Raw genomic sequence first — 17,384 nt, 5'->3', positions numbered from 1 at the left:
ACGTCCGCCTACGGACCGCTGCCCGGGATTGACAGAGCGTGAGACGAGACCGTTGTCGTCGTTCCTGGATCGCTTGGCGGATCCCCGGGGAACCCACCGGCCCCTCCATCCGACTGCTGTGACGAGGAAGCAGGGAGGTGGCATGGAGGGTCTGGACGTCCGGATGTCCGACGTCGTGTGCCGGCACGGCCGGGTCGAGGCGGTGCGTGAGGTGTACCTCGACGTCGCGGTGGGGCAGCGGGTGGCGTTGACCGGCACCAACGGGTCGGGCAAGACGACGCTGCTGCGTGCGGTTCTCGGCCTGCACCGGAACTTCGCGGGCCGGATCCTGGTGGGTGGGCGGGACACCAGAAGCGCGGCCGAGTGGGCGTGGCGGCGCCGGGTGTGCGCGTGGATCCCGCAGAAGCCGGCGGCCGGCCGGTTTCCGCTGCTGGGCCGGGAACTGCTGGCGAGCAGCGCTTCTGGCGCCGAGGCGGCCGAGGCGGCAGACAAGCTCGGCGTCGGGCATCTCGCCGACCGGCCGCTGCACACGCTGTCCGGAGGCCAGCTCCAGCGCATGTACCTGGCGCGGGCGGTGGGTTGCGTGGCCGCGGGCGCAGGGGTGCTGCTGGCTGACGAGCCCACCGCCGCGCTCGACTTCTCCGGCCAGGAGGAGGCGGCCGACGTTCTGCTGTCCCTGCCGGTGACCGTCGTGGTCGTCACGCACGACCGAGCCCTCGCCGACCGCTGCGACCGGGTGCTGGAGATGGCCGCGGGCAGGTTGCGGGAGGTCCGGTGAGCACGCTGGCCGCGGCCGACGTCGGCCAGTTGCTGCAGCTCGTGCCCGTCCAACGGGCGGGCGTCGCCCTGTTGGTGGCGGCACTCGGGCTGCCCGTGATCGGGGTTGTCATCGTGGGTCTCGACATCATGCCGGTGCGGTTCGCGATGATGCATGTGGCGCTGCTGGGTATCGCGGTCGGTCTGCTGACCGGACTCGATCCGATGCTGTGTGCGCTGGTGGCGTGCGCGCTAGCCGGGGCCGGGGTCGCGCCGCTGGCCCGCACCCCGGACGGATTGTCCGGCGCGATGGGCCTGCTGATGAGCCTGGCGATCGCGGCCGCGCTGCTCTTACTCGCCGTCTCGGGCGTCAACGCGGCGGGAGCCTTTGCGCTGCTGTGGGGGTCCATCCTCTCGGTCGGCACCGCCGACCTCTGGCTGCTGGCCGGCCTGGCCGTCGCCGTCCCGGGCCTGTTCTGGTGGCGCAGGAGGGACATCGCGCTTCTTCTGTACGACCGTGAGCTGGCCCTGTCCTCGGGCGTACGTGTCGAGCGACTCACCCTCCTGCTGCTGGTCCTGGTCGCGGTGTCGGTCGCCGGGGCCATCAAGCTCACCGGCGCCCTGCTCGTCGACGCGCTCACCCTTCTGCCGGCGCTGGCCGCACGGCGGTTGGGCCGTTCCCTGTTGTCCATCACCGTCTGGGCGGTCGGTATTGGTGTCGTCGTGAACCTGACCGGGTTCCTCGTCGCGCTCCGCTTCGACTGGCCGCCCGGTCCCGTCCTCGTCCTCACCGCCGGCGTCGTCGTCCTCGCCGTGCATCTCGTCCCCGAACGGAGAATCAGCTCATGGCGCGCACCCGCGACCGCATCACTACCGTCCTCGCACTGACCCTGAGTACGGCGCTCACACTCACAGCCACCGGTTGCGGCAGCGAGAACACCTCCTCGTCCTCCTCGTCCGGTGTGCAGCCCGCCGGAAGGAACGAGGACGCCCCGGTCGTCGTTGCCACCACCAGCTGGGAGGGCGCCTTCGCCAAGGCGGCGGGGGCGACGGACGTCAAGGTCATCGTGCCGGAGTCGGTGCAGCACGCGCCGGACTACGACCCGAAGCCGTCCGACCTGGCGGCCGTGGCGGGCGCCGACTTCGTGCTGTACGCGCCGTTCGAGCCGTACGCCGCGAAGTTCAAGGAGGCGGCCGGATCCGACGCCAAGCTGGTCGAGGTCAACCTCGACAACGACGCCGACAAGGTGAAGGCCGAGGTGACCCGCTTGGGCGAGATGTTCGGTACCCAGGACGCCGCCGACAAGTGGATCAAGTCCTTCGACACCGAGTACGCCGCGTTGCAGAACGACTTGAAGGCCGCCTGGCCGGACGGCAAGGCGCCGACCGTCGTCGCCCAGGTGTTCGCGACGTGGTCGGCGAAGATGGCGGGCGCGGAACTGGTCGGTACGTACGGTCCTGAGGCGGTGACGGCCAAGCAACTGTCCGACCTCTCGAAGGCGAATCCGCAACTGGTCCTGGACAACGCGCACATGACGACCGGCAAGGTTCTTCCCGACTCGGGTGCGCGCCAGGTGGAGATCGTCAACTATCCGGCCAGGGACCTGGATCTGCTCGCCGTGTACAAGAACGCGGCGACGCAGGTGGAGAAGGTGATGGCCGCCTCCTGAAACTGCAGGAGTGGCAAGCACACGTGGGAAGGGTCGCCCAGGGTGTTCCCGGGCAGCCCTTCCGCTGCCCAGCCGGTCAGCCTGCCGATGCCAGAGGCTGCTGCTCCTGCGCCTGCGCCGTGCACCGTTCCCGCAGCGCCGCCCGGTCCGGCTTGCCCGCCGGCGTCAGCGGCAACTCACCAAGGGCCAGTAGCCGTTCGGGGTGCTTGCGCCGCTCCAGGCCACGGGCGTCGAGGTGGGTGCACAGCTCTTCCAGCGTGGGTGGCTCGCCGTCCCGGGGCACGACGCAGGCCGCGAGCCGCTCGCCCATGAGCGGGTCTGGCACCCCTACGCACACCACGTCCCGAACACCAGGATGCGTGGCGAGCTCGATCTCCACTTCCGCAGGGCTGATATTGGCTCCGCCCCGGATCACCACGTCCTTCAGTCGCCCGACGATCCTGAGCGTCCCGTCCTCGCCGATGAGCCCCAGGTCCCCGGTGCGCACCCAGCCGTCCGCCGTGCGGTAGCGGGAGTCGAGATCGGGCGCGGCGACGTAGCACAGCGGGGTCATCGGACCGCGGGCGACGATCTCGCCGACCGTGCCCCGGGACACCTCCTGCACCTCGGGGGCGCCGGGGAGAGCGATCCGTATGTCGGCTACCCGTGGATCGGGGCGCCCTGCGGCAATGCCGGGTTGCCCGCCATCGTGGCGGGAGTCGTCCGACAGCCCCGTATGGCAGTTGACGCCGTCCGCCGAGCCGTAGAGGTTCACGACCGGGCAGCCGAAGGCCTTGCGTGCCTCCGCCGCCGTGGCTTCGTCCAGCGGTGAGCCTCCGACGATCACGGCCGTGGGTGGGGTGAACTTCTGGCGGCTGCCTTCCGCCATGCGGTCCAGCATCATCCGGATCATGGTCGGCACGCCCAGTACATGGGTCGGCTCGTGCTCGGCGAGGGCCTCCAGCGCCGCCTCGGGGGTGAATTGGTCGAGCAGGACCAGGGTTCCGCCGTGCCGGGCGAGGGTGACGGCGGTGCCGTTGCTGCCGAAGGCGGAGGCCAGGGGTACGAGGAACAAGCAGCGTGGTGGGCGTCCGTCCGGGATGAGGGAGCCGAGGAAGTTGCCGCGTCCGCCGGCCAGGGCGTTGTGCGAGTAGGCCACCATCTTCGGCTCGGCCTCGGAGCCGGAGGACACCAGGATGCGGGCGGCGGAGTCGGGGTCGGGGCGGGCCGGGACCAAAGTCTTCGGGTCGGTGCGCAGCAACTCCGCGAGTGCGGTGGTCCCTTCGGGGGCGGCTCCCGAGGCGATCACCGTCCGCAGTGCGGGCAGCTCATCGGCCACTGCCAGCAGGCCGGCCGCGTGGTGGTTGCCCCGGTGCTCGGCCGTCGCGATCACCGCGACAGCCTCCGATCTGCGCAGCAGCGAGGCCGCCTCGCGCCCGCCGCGCCCGACGGGGAAGGGCAGCGCGACCGCGCCCAGGGCTGCCAGAGCCAAGTCGACGATGACTGCGTTGCGCCCGTTGGGCAGTTGGATGCCGACGACGTCTCCAGAACGTATGCCGAGGCCGGCGAGTCCGGCGGCGAGACATCGGGCCTTGCGGTCCAGCGCGGTGTAACAGAGTTTGCCCTTGGCATCGAGGATGGCCGTGTGGTGCGGATCGGAGATCTGATGGGCGCGGTAGAGGCTGTAGACGTCCAGGTCGGGGCAGGTTCCGTCCACGGCCCAGGTACGGCGCAGTTCGGCGGGCAGCAGGTCGTGCAGGGCGACGGTCATGCGAACCTCCAGGGGGCGGGAACGGCGGGGGCGCCGTGTGCGTCGAGGCTGATCGAGCCGGAGGCGAGCAGACCGGCGAGGTCGGTGACGACCGGGACGGCGGACAGACCACACCCGCGCAGTCGCTCCAGCGCCGCCGCCGTGGGAAGGTCGCGGATGTCGCAGGGGATCGCGGAGCGGTCCGGGAGGGCGATCCAGCCGTCGGCCGTGGGTAGAGGTCGGCGGAACCCCGCAGGGCGTCGCGGGTCGAGACCCTGCGCGGCACGCGCCCGGGCGGCTGAGGTGAGTACGTCGGCGGCCCCGAGTAGCGACGAGTCCACCCGCACACCGGCCCCGGTGCGCTGCCGCAGCAGCAGTCCCGCGAGGACGGCCTCGGCACCGATGAGCCCGCCGAGCACGTCGAGCAGGGTCATCAGGGAGGGCGCGGGCGGCTCGTCGGCGGGGCGCGCGGCTTCGCCGACCCCGGTACGGGCCTGCACCATGAAGTCGGTGCCCATGGGGGCCTCCTGCAGCCGTCCGGCCCAGCCGCTGGTGTAGGCGTAGACGAGTTCGGGATTGGCGGCGGACAGGTGCTCGTGGTCCAGGCCGAGCTCCGCAGCCTTCCCCGGCGCCCAGTTGTGCAGGAAGACATCGGCCTCCGCCGCCATCGCGCGCAGCCGCTCGCGGTCCGCCGGCGACTTGATGTCCACCTCGACGGCCTTCTTGCCACGGTTGAGCGCGAGCCACCGTGCCGAGATCCCCGAGCAGGCGGGCGGCATGCCGCGCAGCGGATCCCCGCCGGGCGGCTCGATCCGCACCACCTCCGCGCCGAGCAGGCCCAGCAGATGCGCGGTCAGCGGCGCCTGGATCCGGCGGCCGGCCTCCAGGACGGTCAGGCCGGCCAGAGGGGCGTCGGCCTCTTCCGGCGCCCGGCCGGAGTACGACGCGTTGTGCGGGGACAGTTCCCACGGCGGGGCCCCGTCGTACTCGGCGGCCCGCTCGGCAAGCGAACGCAGCGGGCACACCTCGGCACCGGAGGAACGAGCCGCATCCCGGATCAGCCCCCAGGCGGCGGCTCGGGCGGCGTCGTGCAGTGGCTGAGGAAAGGGCGCGCAGGCCGTGGCGTACCGGAACTGGAAGGGCCGCCAGCCGCGTCGTATCGCATCCCCCGGAGCGTCCAGTGCACGCCAGAAGTCGGCCCACGCGTCCGGGTCGAGCGTCTCCAGTTCGAAGGCGACCCCGTCGACGGAGGTGAACGGCGGTCCACCCGGAGCGACTTCGGTAGCCTCACTCTCCTCCGCGCCTGCCGCGGCCAGGTACTGCGAGACGGAGAGCAACCCGGCCCGTTCGGCGCTCACCTCCGCACCCGTGACCTGTCCGCCGCGAGCCTGGGCGAGGAGCCCGGCCAGCAGGGCCTGCACGGCGAGGACACCGGTGGCGGTGGCGGCGTAGTCGACGGCCAGACCGCGTGGGGTGCCGTCGCGCCGGCCGTGTACGGCCATGATCCCGGTGGCTGCCTGCGCGGTCGCCTCGTCGACGACTTCGTCGCCCCACCTGGTGTGGGCGGTGATTCCGCTGAACCCAGGTCCGGAGAGCCTGATCCGGCCGCCAGTGTGTCCGTCCCCCTCCGCGCCGAGCAGCCGCAGGTGCTCCGCGACGAGTCCGTCCGCCGGTCCCGGCGGACCCGAGGCGCTCAGGCTCAGCCCGTCGAGCGGCCGGGCCGTCGAGTGCGCGGCGGCCGGTGTGGCTGGTGATGTCATGCCTCTCCTTTCCTGACGCGCGGGAACCCGGGAGCGGCCGCCCCCGACCAGTTCCACGAAGAGGTGGTCGGCCCGGCAGGGGCCAGAGTTCCCGAAGGGGTGGGGGAGACGTGCTGGACGTGACGCTCGGCGACCCGCAATGTCCGCCGGAAATCGTGGGGTTGAGGGATCGAGTAGCGGACTTCGTCCGCACGCGGGTCGTGCCCTGCGAGCCAGTCCTGGACGGCGGCGGCCCGGCCGCGGCGGCCGCGTTGCGCCGGCTGCGGGAGGAGGCCAGGGCCGAGGGACTGTGGGCGCTGCCCCTCCCTACGGAACTGGGCGGTCAGGGGCTGCCGTTGCGGTGGTACGCCCATGTCGCGGAGGCCGAGGGTGCAAGTGACCATGGTCCGGCGGCACTCGGATCGGCTTCGCTGCTGGACGCGCTCATGCTGTGGCGGCACGGCAGCCGAGGCGTCCGTGAGCGCTATCTCTCCCCGCTGGTTGCCGGGGACCTGAGGGCCAGCTACGCGATGACCGAGCCGGACGTCCCCGGCACCGACCCCTTCCTCACCACCACCCGCGCCGACGGAAGTGAGGGCGGCGGCTGGCGCGTGACCGGACGCAAATGGTTCGTCAGTGGGGCCGCCGACGCCGACCTGGTCACGGTCCTCGCCCGCACGGACGGCCGGGCCCCCGACCGGGACGGCCTGACCCTGCTGCTGGTCCCCGCCGCTTCCCCCGGCTTCCGGGTGGTGCGCGAACTTCCCGTACTCGGTGCGACCGGTCAGGCGGAGATCGAGCTCGACGACGTCTCAGTGCACGGTGACCACCTGATCGGCGAACGCGGCAAGGCGCTCGCCGTAGCCGCCGAACGGCTTCAACTCGGCCGCACCCTACGCGGCCTGCGCTGGCTCGGTCAGGCCGGCCGTGCCTTCGAGCTCATGCGGGAACGAGCCGTCACCCGCACCCGCTCCCGTGGCCCGCTCGGTGACCTGCAACTCGTCCAGCGCCACGTCTTCGAGTCCTTGCTCGCCCTGCGCACGACCCGGCCTCTGGTCCACGAGGCCGTGTCCCGGCTGGATGCGGGTCGCGATGCCCACGTGGAGGTGGGCCTGGCCAAGGTCGCCGCAGCGCGCACGCTGCACCTCGTGGCCGACGCGGCGATCCAGGTCCACGGCGCGGCGGGCCTCGGCCCGGACACCGCGCTTCCCGCCCTCTTCCGTACCGGCCGCGCGGCCCGCATCCTCGACGGCCCGGACGAACTGCACATCACGTCAGTGGCGCGGCGGGTGCTGCGGACGGATCCCGTTAGTGCTGTGACGGACACGCCACAGCACTAACGGGGGCCGGCCACGGGGCCCACGGGCGTGAGGCCGGTGAGCGCGGCGAGGGAGTACGCCAGGAAGAAGTTGCCCCAGATCAGCTCATGCCGCACGGCTGTTCCGGCCGCCAGGTCGTAACAGCCGTCCAGGAGGCGGCCGTCGGCGGTGAGGCGTCTTTCGACCAGTGCCTCGAGAACCGCGACGGCACGGTACCGATGACCGAGTCCGAGCAGTGCCAGTGCGGTGATGGCGGCAGCAGAGGTGTCGCGGGGGCCACCGGGATGAGCGAAGTCGGCGGGCGGTACGAGGTGTTCCGTCAGCAACGCGTCGACATGGTCGGAGAATTCGTCGCCGCCTGTCAGGTGGACGGCCTCGGCGAGGGCGAGCAGCAGCCACGCCGGCCCTCGGCTCCAGCTCGAGGACGGATCGGCGCACGCGGTCCAGCCCGCACCAGGGTCGTGCCGCCACGACCAGCGGGGCGGTCGTGCACCGAGGCACAGATCGACATGACGCCGCAGATGGGAGCGAGCCGCCTCCGCGTCCACCGTCGCCAGCAACGGCACCATGCCGGGCACGCCGTCCACACGGGCCATCAACCGCGGCCCACCGAACGCCGAACCCCACGGCACGAGACCCAGTTCCGGGGCGAAGGCGTCCAGGCAGGCCCGGGCGGCCCGGTCCCTCAGGCCCAGGTCGTCGTCCGCGAGGGCGGTGCCGTACCAGAAGATGAGTCCGCGGGTGGCGGTGTCCGCTTCGGTCCAGTCGGCCAGGCGGGCCGTGCAGTCCCGCGCGGCCGCGTGGTCGGTGGCGTCGCCGGTGTACCGGGCACGGAGCCACAGCAGTCCCGCCCAGAAACCACCGGTCCAGGAGCCGCGCGCGGTCGTCCGCCATGTGCCGGTGTCCGGGTCCGCGTACAGCGGGAACCGGTCGCCGACTTCGGCACGGGTGACGGCGACCCGGGCCAGGATGGAGGCGAGGGCCGGGGCGGCCCAGACCGGCGCGGTTCGCGGGCCGGGGGGCGCCCGCCGGTCCTCCGGCGGGGGCGTGCTCTCATCCCTGCATGCCCTCATGACCCTACGCCCGCCCGACGTTCCCGCACGGCCCACAGCAGCGCCACCGTCCCGGCTCCCGCGAACTCGGCGGCCACGAGCAGCCACCCGCCCCCGTACCGCCCGGCCTCCGCCAGCACCCCGAACAGCGGCGGTCCGACCGCGAATCCGGCGAAGAAGCCCGCCGCGACCAGCGCCGAGTCCTGGCCCGCCCGGCCGGGCGCGGCTCGCTGCATCACCAGGACCATCGACACCGCGTTCGCCGCCACGGCGAAGACGCCCACCGCCACGGCCGCCACCCACGCCAGCGGACGGAACGACGACGAACAGGCCAGCAGCAGGGCCGCCACCACCGCGCCCACGGCCAGAGAACCCGGCAGCCAGGGCGCCCGGTCTGGCCGCCCCGCGACCTTCGACCAGCCCACCCGGCCCGCGATCCCGGCCACACCCAGCACGGCGACCAGCGCACCCGCCGCGGTGGGACCGAGACCGAGCCGCTCGGTGCCGTACAACGACAAGTAGGTGTTCACCGAGGCGATGCCGCAGCCGAGCAGCAGCGAGAACACCGACAGCCACGCGATCATGCCGCGCGGCACCCAGACCGCCGATGTGGACTTCGCCGGCGGATCAGGGGGCAACGCCCGCGCCGCCCACACTGCCGCCACCACCGCGGCGCCCGCCGCCGTCCACACGGCACCCCGCCATCCGGTGAATCCGGCCAGCGCCGCGAGCGGCAGCCCGGCCGCGAACGCACCGAGTTGCACCCCCGACTGCTTCATCCCGGTCACCGAACCGCGCCGTGCGGGCGGTACCGCGGCGAGAATCGCCTTGTTCGTGGCGGGGTTGGCCAGCGCCTGCGGCAGTCCGCCGAGCGCGACGGCCGCCAGCAGGAACCCGGCACCCGGCGCCGACCCGATCAGCGCCAGCGCCACCGCCGCCACCGCCAGCAGGGCCACCAGACAACGCCGCGGTCCCACCCGGTCCACCACTCTGCCGCCGACCGGGGAGAGCACAGCCGCCGTACTGAACCCCACGGTGGTCGTCAGCCCCAGTGCGGTCGGTGAGATGTCCAATTCGGCCACGAGCCGCGGACCGAGCGCGCCCAGTAGGAACAGCTGCATCATCGAAAAGGCCATGGCACACGTCAGCAGCGCGGTCAGGGCACCCGGTCCCCGTACCCCGACCACCTCGGCCGCCCGCCGGGTCCCACTCTGTCCGGCCCGTCCCGCCTGTTCCGTCGTCACAGACGCACCTCCCGGGACAGCAGTCGGGCCCAACTCTTATCGAGTTCCCGCCGTTTACTGTGACGTGTATTACGGGGAGAGTGTTGAGCGCGGGGCAGGAGGAGTTCTCGTACCGCTCCGTGACGGCAGAGCAGGAATGCGAGGATGAGCCGCCATGACGGTCGGGTGGTGTTTGCGCACGTTACGGGCCGCGGTGTTCGCGGCCGTCTGCGTGCTGCTCGCCGCCTTGGGGCACGTCCTGATGTCGGACGCAGCGGTGCCCTGGTGGGCTCTTGCCGCCGCGGCGGTGGTGACCAGCGGTATGGCGTTGTGCCTGGCCGGAAGGGAGCGCGGCCTCCTCCTCGTCCTCTCCGTCGCGGTGACCCTCCAGGCAGTACTGCATGTGTGGCTCTCGTACGCGCAGGAACTGTCGCCACCGTCCATGCCCCCGATGCCGTCGATGCCCATGGACACCATGGCTATGGACGGCATGGGTGACGGCACTCCCTTCAAGGACTACATGGTCTCGATGGCTCGTATGGGCCACGCGATGGACCACATGACCCAGGTGGGCTCCTCCACGGAGTCGCTGAGCGCCCCGCATTCCATGACGGGAACAGGGCACGTCGTGGGCGGGATGTCCACCACCGGAATGCTCGCCGCCCACCTGCTGGCCGCGTTGATGTGCGGCCTGTGGCTCGCCTACGGCGAACGCGCCGCCTTCCGCATTCTGCGCGCCGTGGCCGGATGGCTGGCCGCACCCCTGCGGCTGCCCCTCACCCTGCCCGCACCACCACACCGCCCGGACATCCGCGCCCGCCGCAGCCGCTCCGCCCGCACGCCGCGCAGGCTGCTCGTTGCTCACGCGATCACTTCTCGGGGTCCGCCCGTGGGGACCGCTGTCGTCTGAGACAGCCGGTTCCCCGGGCCGTCCGTGTGCGCCACGCCCGGACGGCCCGGGCATCGGCCGTACGCAGCCATGCGCGCGTACGCCCGCCACACTCCCACACCAACACCGGATCCGCCGTGCCCAGCGCCGGCCCGATCCGGATACCCGGATTTCCGGATTCCCGAGAAGGACATCAGGTGATCAGTCCTGCCCTGCCCGCCGCATGCGACAAGACGCCGTCCAAGACGAGGGCACATGACCAGAAGACGGCTGCTGACGAGGCGATAACGGCCTGGGCGCTTGCCGCCCGTGGCGGTGACCCCGAGGCCGTCGAGAACTTTGTCCGCGCCCTGCACAGAGACGTCCGCAACTACGTCACCTACCTGGGCGCCGACCCCCAGGCCGCCGACGACCTGGCCCAGGACACCTTTCTGCGGGCTCTGGGAAGCCTGCACCGATTCGAGGGCCGTTCCTCCGCCCGCACCTGGCTGCTGTCCATCGCCCGCCGCGCGGTGATCGACAGCTTCCGGCACAACTCGGCCCGGCCCCGCTTGTCCGACACCGACGACTGGCAGAGTGCCGCCGAGCGTGCCCAGCCGCGTGGCCTGCCGGGCTTCGACGACGGCATCGCTCTTACTGAACTACTGGACACGTTGCCCGACGAGCGCCGCCAGGCGTTCGTCCTCACCCAACTCCTCGGCCTGCCCTACGCCGAAGCGGCAGAGCTCAGCGACTGCCCGATCGGTACGGTCCGTTCACGCGTCGCCCGGGCACGCTCCTCGCTGATGCGGTCCCTGCACGATGCCGAGAGAGCCGAACCGGTGGCTGTGTAATCGATCAACGTTGCGACCTGCGGCTTAGCTGTCGGTGGTTGTCAGCGTTGGTCGTCGTTGTGCACCCTCCGACGGCCCCGAGCCGGACCGGGGGCGCTTTCGTTCCGGGCGCCGGGATTTCACAGCATGATCGCGCCGATCGCGGGTAAACGCGACATCGAGGGGGGCCTGCAGCAAGGGGGCGGCTCCATGACTGACATCCCATCAGAAGTCTTCGAGACTGTGGCGAGAGATGCCCTGCACGAACTGGCCGTGGCCCCCAATTGCAGGGCGTTGGGGGCCCTAGCTGGGTGTGATGTGCGGTGACCAGGTCGGTGCGGTGGGCGGTCAGCAGCGCCAGGTCGGCGGCCAGCTGGGCGGGCACGTCGAGGGTGGCGAAGTCCCGGCGGTGACGGGCGGTCTCGGCGATGACGTAGGCGTCGCGGGCATCGGTCTTGGCCTCGCCGCGGTAGGCGCCGGCCATGCGGTTGACGGTGCGGCCCGGCACGTAGACGCCTCTTTGGCCGTGCACTGTCAGCAGCGTCAACAGCAGTGCGGATGATGCGTTATGCCGTGGGCCCGAGGAGCACACCGTCGTCAGCTCCGTAAACAGTGACCGATCCGCGCATTTCAATCAGAGAGCAGGGTGCCCCGGAGAGCCGGACGGCCGCTCCAGCCGAGCCACGGTCGGCAAGCTGCTTTGAAGTCACATCCGGCCCTGCCGGGCCACCCAACAACTTACGGAGCTGCCCTGGCGCGAGGGATCATGGCTCCCCCTGGCCGCCTCAGCCGCGCTGCTGGTGTGTGCCGTCGACCAGAGCGCGCGGCGACGGCCGGCCCGAGAGGACAATGCGAAGCTGCGCAGATCCAAGTGATCAGCGGATGGTGAGGCCTTCGGAAGAGGGGGACAGGTGCGACCCCGGAGGCGGTCAGGTGTCCGCTTTGATCTTCTTGATCGTCAGGTGGGACTGAACTCGAAGTACCCCGGGAAGGCCGGTGAGCTTGCCGATGAGGAAGGCTTCGTAGGCGGCTTGGTCGGTGACGGCGACACGTAGGAAGTAGTCGGGCTGGCCGAACATCCGACGCAACTCGACGACCTCCTCATACGACGACAGTGTGTCCTCCAGCGCCTTGATGGTCTGCAGATTGTTGGCGGAGACCTCGATGTCGACCAGGACTTCCAGGCCGCGGCCGACGGCTTCGGGACTGATGGCGGCACGATAGCCCGTGATGACGCCCGCCTCTTCCAACCGCTTCACGCGGCGTAGGCATGGGGGTGGAGTCAGGCCGACCCGCTTGGCCAGTTCGACGTTGGTCAGCCGTCCATCCCGGCTCAGTTGAAACAAAATTTCTTGATCGATCGCGTCGAGGCTAATTCCATTGCTCACAGGGCAATTCTACAGACAAAGTACGCAACCATATGAGGACAAATTCGATCTAATATTTCAGCGTGATGGATACGTGTTCGCCCGTTGACGGCAGCCCTCCCAGGCCCTTCCCCGCACCCTCGCCTCGACCCCGCCCCGAGGCCCTGGCCGCCCTGAAGGACTCCGCTTCTGTGGGGCTGGGCCTGCTGCCGCTCGGCCTGGCTTTCGGGGTGCTCATCACCCATGCCGGCCTGCCCTGGTGGTGCGCGAGCCTGTTCACCGCCGTCGTCTACGCGGGGTCGTTTGAGTTCCTCCTGGTGAACCTGACCCTTGCGGCCACGCCGCTGGCGACGGTCGCACTGACCGCCTTCCTGGTCAACGTCCGGCACGTGTTCTACGCGCTGTCCTTCCCCCTGCACCGCGTGCGGGGGCGTCTCGCCAGGACCTACAGCACTTTCGCCCTGACCGACGAGGCATACGCCCTGTCCACCGGCGAAGAGGCCCGGTCCTGGTCCGGCGCGCGCATCGTGTGGCTGCAGGTGTTCATGCAGCTGTACTGGGTCGGCGGCGCCACCGCCGGCGCCCTGCTCGGCTCGGTGGTACCCGACAGCGTCACAGGCCTGGACTTCGCGATGACCGCCTTGTTCGCCGTCCTGGCCCTCGACGCCGTCAGGGAACGTTGCGGCGACCTGCCCACCCCTGTTCTCGCGCTGCTCAGCGCCCTGACCGCCCGCCTGGTCCTCCCCGGCCAGATGCTGCTGGCCGCCTTCACCCTGTTCACCGCCGCTCTCCTGGCCCGGCACCTCGCCACCCGTAAGAGGCCGAGCGCGAGGACCACCGAGGGGACGTCCCGTGCCTGACCCCCGCTACCTGCTCCTGGCCGTCGCAGTCTCGGCTGCCGTCACCTGGGCTCTGCGTGCCCTGCCCTTCACCGTCCTGGCCTCGCTGCGGGCCAGCAGGACAGTCCAGTACCTCGGCGCCCGTATGCCGGCCGGTGTCATGGTGATCCTCTTCGTCTACTGCCTGCGCGACGTTCCACTGACCCAGTCCCGCGCCGCCGCACCCCTGGCCGCCCTGGCCGTCACCGTCGGGCTGCATCTGTGGCGCCGCAACGCCCTGTTGAGCATCCTCGGCGGCACCGTCGTCAGCGTAGCCCTGGCCAGCAGCCTCTTCGCCGGCTGACCCGCTGCTCCCACGCACGGCCGAGGGTCTGCGGTTCAACGCCGGGGCGCAAGAACGCACAAGACCCCATTGCACCGCGGTGCCGACCAGCGTGCCGCCGTCCAGCTCCACCACGGGAACGGGACGTGCCGCTAGTCCTGCTGATCGCAAAGCGGGGGAGACCACCAGCGCCGCCCGCCGAATGGGCTGCACTGGCAGGGCTTCAGGTCGACGCCGACTTCCACTCTCTGCGTCGTGTGTGTGCGAGCGCGGTGTCGAGGAGGAGGCGCAGGCAGGCCGGGGTGGGCGCAATGGCGGTGGTGAGCAGGGCGCCGCGGTCGGCGAGTGGGGCCAGTACGGCGTAGCCGTCCGCAGGGTTGCCGCCCAGGTGGAGTGGCTCCTCGATGGGATGGGGGTCTGGTGTCACGACGAGGAGTTGGCCGCAGGCCCGGTGGCGGCTCAGGACGGCGGGGCCGTCCCAGGCGGGTGCGGGGGTTCCGTAGGTGGTGTGCTGGTCGAGGATGAGCCGGTGGGCGCGGCGCACGGTGAGGCGGGTGGTGAGGTGTCCGGGTGGCTCCGCGGTACGGCCGAGCAGTTGCTCTTCGCGTAGCAGCAGTCGGGAGGAAGCGGCGAGGCTGACGGTGTATGTCTGGTGCAGGGTGCTTCCGCGGGTGCTGATCAGCGGCTGGGGCAGCCAGTTCAAGGATGCGTACTCGTCCGCTGTGAGCTGTACGTCGTAGCCGGCCGGGTCGGTGGTGGAGCCGCGCAGGGCGATGGTGGCGGCAGCCGTGGTCACCTCTAGTTCGGCCTGCGGGCGTGCGGTGATGTCGAGCGCCAGTCGGTCGCCGCCCAGCGGTGCGCTCATTGCCCCGATCACGCTCACCCGTGCCTGTCTGCCGGATGGCCGTAGTCGCCGTAGGTGGAAGGGCCCATCGCTGTGCAGGAGCGGGAGCGTGGTGGTGCGGCCGTTGTGTTCGGCGCGGATCCGGGCGGTGGCGCGGACGCCGTTGCCGGTCGCAGTGAACGTGCCGGTTTGGTTGCCTTCGTCGCCGGCGGCCGGCACCGCTGCGGTACGTGCGGGTGGGTGGATGGGGGCCGCCGGGCGCGTCGGTGCGGGACTGGTCGCGGAGGTCACGCGGCGGCCCCGGCCCGCCAGGTGGTCAGGCACCCGGTGACCCAGTCGGCGACCGGGCGGATCCCGTCGGCCTGGGTGAGGCTGGTGAAGGCGACGGGCAGGTCTCCGCGCTGGCACTGCGCGTCGGCGGCCATGGTGTCGAGGTCGGCGTTCACGTACGGCGCGAGGTCGGTTTTGTTGACGACGAGGAGGTCGGCCGTGGTGATGCCGGGTCCGCCCTTGCGGGGGATGTCGTCGCCGCTGGCCACGTCGATGACGAAGATCTGTGTGTCGACCAGTCCCCGGGAGAAGGTCGCAGTGAGGTTGTCGCCGCCGGATTCGACGAGGATCAGGTCCAGTGACCCGACGGTGGCCTCCAGGTCCTCGACGGCTTCGAGGTTGGCGGAGATGTCATCGCGGATCGCGGTGTGCGGGCAGGCGCCGGTCTCGACAGCGGCGATCCGCTCGGGCGGGAGCACGGCTTCGCGGCGAAGGAACTCGGCGTCCTCGCGGGTGTAGATGTCGTTGGTGACCACGGCGATGGACAGCTGGTCCCGCAGGGCCCGGCACAGTGCGGCCACGGTCGCGGTCTTTCCGGAGCCCACGGGGCCGCCGAGGCCGATGCGCAGCGCGCGGCGGCTGCCGTCAGACCGCAGCGGTTCGGCGCTGTGGGTGTGGCGGTGCGGCATGGTCACGGGCTGGTCGAGGTGAACGTCAACTCCCTTTCGGTGAAAGGGTGGTTCAGGATGCGAAGAGGCGGACAGTCCAGATGGAGTGCTGCTCGCCGGTGAGGTCCAGCAACGGCGCGGACGCGGCCGGGAGGGCGTCGACGCCCTCCTCGGCGACCCGGGTCGTGGCGGCTGCGGCGGCGTCGGCCACGTCGTCGAGTTCGGGAGCCAGGCGCGCCAGCAGCGCGGTCGCGTCGAAGGGGTCGAGGCTGAGCAGCCGTACGGCGGCGGCCGCGGTGCCGCTGGCGCTCTCGTACGCGGCTGCCTGTGCGGCGTCCAGCGGGCTCAGCCCGGCAGCACGGGCGGTGACCCCGAGGACGACGGGCTGGTGCACGCCCTGCGGCCGGGCGCCGGCGAGCCGGTCCAGGTCGGCCGAGGGCCAGGTGGCGCGGGCCGCGCGGAGCAACTGCCGGCCGAGTCGTCGGGCGACCTTACGCAGAGCAGGCATGGGCGTTCGGGCGTCCGCTGCCTCGTCCAGGAGCAGGGCGTCGTAGCCGGTGGCCGCGGCGGCCGCGAGTCCGGCGGCGGTCAACCCGACGGTGTGCAGCCGCCCTCTGCAGAACGCCTCCAGACTCGCGGGGTCGTGTACGCCGCCGGAGGACACCGCGGCCTCCACACCGCCGGAGTGGGCATGCCCCCCGGCGGGAAAACGGCCGTCGGCCAGGATGAGCACGGTTGCACTCGTTGCGGCTGCGGCCAGGCCTGCCCGCCCAGTCCGCCTCGATGCGGATGACGAGATCGGTGTCGGCGAGCCGAACCCGGTCGTCCACGGTCGGGCCGTACAGATCGGCGTACTCGGCACGCGTCAGTGGCTCAGCCATCGAGCTCTCCGTTCCCACTCTTGATCTGCAGGCCCTTCACCTGGCGCTCCCCCCTGATCGGGACGAGTTCCACGCACCGCTGGTCGCCCGGCTCGAACCGCTCCGACGTACCCGACGGAATGTTCAGCCGCTTCCCGTGCGCCTTCTCGCGGTCGAAGACCAGCCCGGGTACGGCTTCGTCACCGGATACGTATCCGTCGTTCGCCTCGGCGAAGTGGAAGTGCGAGCCGACCTGGACCGGCCGGTCCGACTCATTACTCACGAACAGCCGCGTGACCAGAGGTTGCGGACAGCTTCGCCGCCTTCTGCACGGTACCCGCGCCAGCCCGGTAGCCGGGCGCCGGCGCCCGTCCCGGGAGCCACTCAACTTGCCGTGGACGTGCGGGCCGGCGGTGTGACCGGCCCGCTGCCGTCCTGTCCTACGTCCTGCTGATCGCTAACCGAGGGACCACCAGGGCCGCGCACCGAATGTGCTGCCCTGGCAGGGCGATCAGGTCAGGCGCGGATCCCGGCCGACGAATGAACAGCAATCCCCGGACAGCTCCGGCAGCCGTCTGTCCCGGGCCGTGCCGGTGACGAGTTGCTCATGCACCCTCTCGTCGCCCTCGACCGGTACCCGACGAGCCCGCGTTCAGTGTCTCCGTAAGGTCTCCCCAAACAGTGACAGAACGATATAAATTCCATATATAGGGAGTTCGTTCGATCAGCCTTTGCGGGAAACCGCTCATCTCGCCAACTATGCCAAGGCACGGGAGATGAACCCATGAGCGATCCTGAACAGGAACGTCCTGTAGCCCAAGAAGCCACTGATGCCACTGAGCCTGAGGCACCAAGTGGTGAGGAGGTTGCGCCGGAGACTGAACCGGCTGCCGAGGAGGCGGAGGCCGGTACCGAAACGCCCAGTGGTGAGGAGGTTGCGCCGGAGACTGAACCGGCTGCCGAGGAGGCGGAGGCCGGTACCGAAACGCCCAGTGGTGAGGAGGTCGCGCCGGAGACTGAACCGG

Annotated in this window: 17 protein-coding genes and 3 pseudogenes; 9 read left to right on the top strand and 11 right to left on the bottom strand. The window is 71.0% G+C overall.

Annotated features, from left to right (window positions below):
* The first annotated feature begins 142 nt into the window (after window positions 1–142).
* Genes ACIQFZ_RS24870 through ACIQFZ_RS24860 form a run of 3 tightly spaced genes read left to right on the top strand, consistent with a single transcriptional unit; the run spans window position 143 to window position 2,426 of the window.
* Window positions 143–778 (top strand): ATP-binding cassette domain-containing protein, encoded by a 636-nt coding sequence (locus ACIQFZ_RS24870; protein WP_365435117.1) that lies wholly within the window; start codon window positions 143–145, stop codon window positions 776–778.
* Window positions 775–1,644, top strand: coding sequence for a metal ABC transporter permease (locus ACIQFZ_RS24865; protein ID WP_376652645.1), 870 nt, complete (start codon window positions 775–777; stop codon window positions 1,642–1,644). The genes ACIQFZ_RS24870 and ACIQFZ_RS24865 overlap by 4 nt, the downstream gene beginning before the upstream one ends.
* Window positions 1,602–2,426, top strand: a complete 825-nt coding sequence (locus ACIQFZ_RS24860) for a metal ABC transporter solute-binding protein, Zn/Mn family (RefSeq protein ID WP_402692155.1) — start codon at window positions 1,602–1,604, stop codon at window positions 2,424–2,426. Before ACIQFZ_RS24865 ends, ACIQFZ_RS24860 begins: the two co-directional genes overlap by 43 nt.
* Window positions 2,427–2,502: 76 nt before the next feature.
* On the opposite strand, the gene ACIQFZ_RS24855 is transcribed toward ACIQFZ_RS24860, so the two are convergent.
* A complete protein-coding gene (locus tag ACIQFZ_RS24855) occupies window positions 2,503–4,176 on the bottom strand; it encodes a class I adenylate-forming enzyme family protein (protein ID WP_402692154.1) in 1,674 nt (557 codons plus the stop codon).
* A complete protein-coding gene (locus tag ACIQFZ_RS24850; RefSeq protein WP_402692153.1) occupies window positions 4,173–5,915 on the bottom strand; it encodes a CoA transferase in 1,743 nt (580 codons plus the stop codon). The genes ACIQFZ_RS24855 and ACIQFZ_RS24850 overlap by 4 nt, the downstream gene beginning before the upstream one ends.
* Before the next feature lie 110 nt (window positions 5,916–6,025).
* Here ACIQFZ_RS24850 and ACIQFZ_RS24845 point away from each other — a divergent pair, with 110 nt between their 5' ends.
* Window positions 6,026–7,234 (top strand): acyl-CoA dehydrogenase family protein, encoded by a 1,209-nt coding sequence (locus ACIQFZ_RS24845; RefSeq protein WP_383060376.1) that lies wholly within the window; start codon window positions 6,026–6,028, stop codon window positions 7,232–7,234.
* Here ACIQFZ_RS24845 and ACIQFZ_RS24840 read toward each other — a convergent pair.
* Window positions 7,231–8,286: a sugar ABC transporter permease gene (locus ACIQFZ_RS24840; RefSeq protein WP_402692152.1), complete on the bottom strand. Its 1,056-nt coding sequence runs from the start codon at window positions 8,284–8,286 to the stop codon at window positions 7,231–7,233. The genes ACIQFZ_RS24845 and ACIQFZ_RS24840 overlap by 4 nt on opposite strands.
* Window positions 8,283–9,452 carry an MFS transporter gene (locus tag ACIQFZ_RS24835; protein ID WP_402692187.1) on the bottom strand — a complete coding sequence of 390 codons (1,170 nt, stop codon included), beginning with the start codon at window positions 9,450–9,452 and terminating at the stop codon, window positions 8,283–8,285. Before ACIQFZ_RS24835 ends, ACIQFZ_RS24840 begins: the two co-directional genes overlap by 4 nt.
* Window positions 9,453–9,663: 211 nt before the next feature.
* On the opposite strand from ACIQFZ_RS24835, the gene ACIQFZ_RS24830 reads away from it, so the two are divergent.
* Window positions 9,664–10,398, top strand: coding sequence for a hypothetical protein (locus ACIQFZ_RS24830; protein WP_402692151.1), 735 nt, complete (start codon window positions 9,664–9,666; stop codon window positions 10,396–10,398).
* A gap of 176 nt (window positions 10,399–10,574) precedes the next feature.
* Window positions 10,575–11,210, top strand: coding sequence for a sigma-70 family RNA polymerase sigma factor (locus tag ACIQFZ_RS24825; RefSeq protein WP_376652651.1), 636 nt, complete (start codon window positions 10,575–10,577; stop codon window positions 11,208–11,210).
* A 304-nt stretch (window positions 11,211–11,514) separates the two neighbouring features.
* Here the strand turns inward: ACIQFZ_RS24825 and ACIQFZ_RS24820 are convergent.
* Both ACIQFZ_RS24820 and ACIQFZ_RS24815 read right to left on the bottom strand, forming a co-directional pair.
* A pseudogene (locus tag ACIQFZ_RS24820) lies at window positions 11,515–11,751 on the bottom strand (transposase); the annotation flags it as partial.
* Window positions 11,752–12,118: 367 nt separating this feature from the next.
* Window positions 12,119–12,577, bottom strand: coding sequence for an Lrp/AsnC family transcriptional regulator (locus tag ACIQFZ_RS24815; RefSeq protein WP_365425221.1), 459 nt, complete (start codon window positions 12,575–12,577; stop codon window positions 12,119–12,121).
* 170 nt (window positions 12,578–12,747) lie between these two features.
* Between ACIQFZ_RS24815 and ACIQFZ_RS24810 the strand changes: the two genes are divergently transcribed.
* On the top strand, window positions 12,748–13,416 hold the full coding sequence (locus tag ACIQFZ_RS24810) for an AzlC family ABC transporter permease (RefSeq protein ID WP_365425219.1): 669 nt from the start codon (window positions 12,748–12,750) through the stop codon (window positions 13,414–13,416).
* Complete coding sequence (locus tag ACIQFZ_RS24805) at window positions 13,409–13,738, top strand: AzlD domain-containing protein (protein WP_365775510.1); 330 nt, start codon at window positions 13,409–13,411, stop codon at window positions 13,736–13,738. The genes ACIQFZ_RS24810 and ACIQFZ_RS24805 overlap by 8 nt, the downstream gene beginning before the upstream one ends.
* A 202-nt stretch (window positions 13,739–13,940) precedes the next feature.
* Here ACIQFZ_RS24805 and ACIQFZ_RS24800 read toward each other — a convergent pair whose 3' ends face one another.
* The 5 genes and pseudogenes from ACIQFZ_RS24800 to ACIQFZ_RS24780 all read right to left on the bottom strand — a co-directional run bounded on the left by ACIQFZ_RS24800 (window position 13,941) and on the right by ACIQFZ_RS24780 (window position 16,705).
* Window positions 13,941–14,582: an urease accessory protein UreD gene (locus tag ACIQFZ_RS24800; protein ID WP_402692150.1), complete on the bottom strand. Its 642-nt coding sequence runs from the start codon at window positions 14,580–14,582 to the stop codon at window positions 13,941–13,943.
* Between the two features lie 266 nt (window positions 14,583–14,848).
* Window positions 14,849–15,520: an urease accessory protein UreG gene (ureG, locus tag ACIQFZ_RS24795; protein WP_383060366.1), complete on the bottom strand. Its 672-nt coding sequence runs from the start codon at window positions 15,518–15,520 to the stop codon at window positions 14,849–14,851.
* A 52-nt stretch (window positions 15,521–15,572) separates the two neighbouring features.
* Window positions 15,573–16,232, bottom strand: coding sequence for an urease accessory protein UreF (locus tag ACIQFZ_RS24790; RefSeq protein WP_402692149.1), 660 nt, complete (start codon window positions 16,230–16,232; stop codon window positions 15,573–15,575).
* Between the two features lie 7 nt (window positions 16,233–16,239).
* A pseudogene (locus ACIQFZ_RS24785) lies at window positions 16,240–16,380 on the bottom strand (hypothetical protein); the annotation flags it as partial.
* Window positions 16,373–16,705, bottom strand: coding sequence for an urease subunit beta (locus ACIQFZ_RS24780; protein ID WP_365436066.1), 333 nt, complete (start codon window positions 16,703–16,705; stop codon window positions 16,373–16,375). The pseudogene ACIQFZ_RS24785 and the gene ACIQFZ_RS24780, both read right to left, overlap by 8 nt.
* Before the next feature lie 438 nt (window positions 16,706–17,143).
* Here ACIQFZ_RS24780 and ACIQFZ_RS24775 point away from each other — a divergent pair.
* Window positions 17,144–17,384 (top strand): annotated as a pseudogene (locus ACIQFZ_RS24775) (hypothetical protein); the annotation flags it as partial.

It is taken from the genome of Streptomyces sp. NPDC093064, assembly GCF_044754605.1.
Lineage (GTDB): Bacteria > Actinomycetota > Actinomycetes > Streptomycetales > Streptomycetaceae > Streptomyces.
Note: the sequence above shows the minus strand (reverse complement) of the source record. Positions and strands in the feature narration are given on the sequence as shown.

Coding starts and splice junctions, on each gene's coding strand:
- ACIQFZ_RS24830 (WP_402692151.1), top strand. CDS start 9,664: ATGACGGTCGGGTGGTGTTTGCGCACGTTACGGGCCGCGGTGTTCGCG.
- ACIQFZ_RS24855 (WP_402692154.1), bottom strand. CDS start 4,176: ATGACCGTCGCCCTGCACGACCTGCTGCCCGCCGAACTGCGCCGTACC.
- ACIQFZ_RS24850 (WP_402692153.1), bottom strand. CDS start 5,915: ATGACATCACCAGCCACACCGGCCGCCGCGCACTCGACGGCCCGGCCG.
- ureG (WP_383060366.1), bottom strand. CDS start 15,520: ATGCCGCACCGCCACACCCACAGCGCCGAACCGCTGCGGTCTGACGGC.
- ACIQFZ_RS24870 (WP_365435117.1), top strand. CDS start 143: ATGGAGGGTCTGGACGTCCGGATGTCCGACGTCGTGTGCCGGCACGGC.
- ACIQFZ_RS24840 (WP_402692152.1), bottom strand. CDS start 8,286: ATGAGGGCATGCAGGGATGAGAGCACGCCCCCGCCGGAGGACCGGCGG.
- ACIQFZ_RS24800 (WP_402692150.1), bottom strand. CDS start 14,582: ATGAGCGCACCGCTGGGCGGCGACCGACTGGCGCTCGACATCACCGCA.
- ACIQFZ_RS24860 (WP_402692155.1), top strand. CDS start 1,602: ATGGCGCGCACCCGCGACCGCATCACTACCGTCCTCGCACTGACCCTG.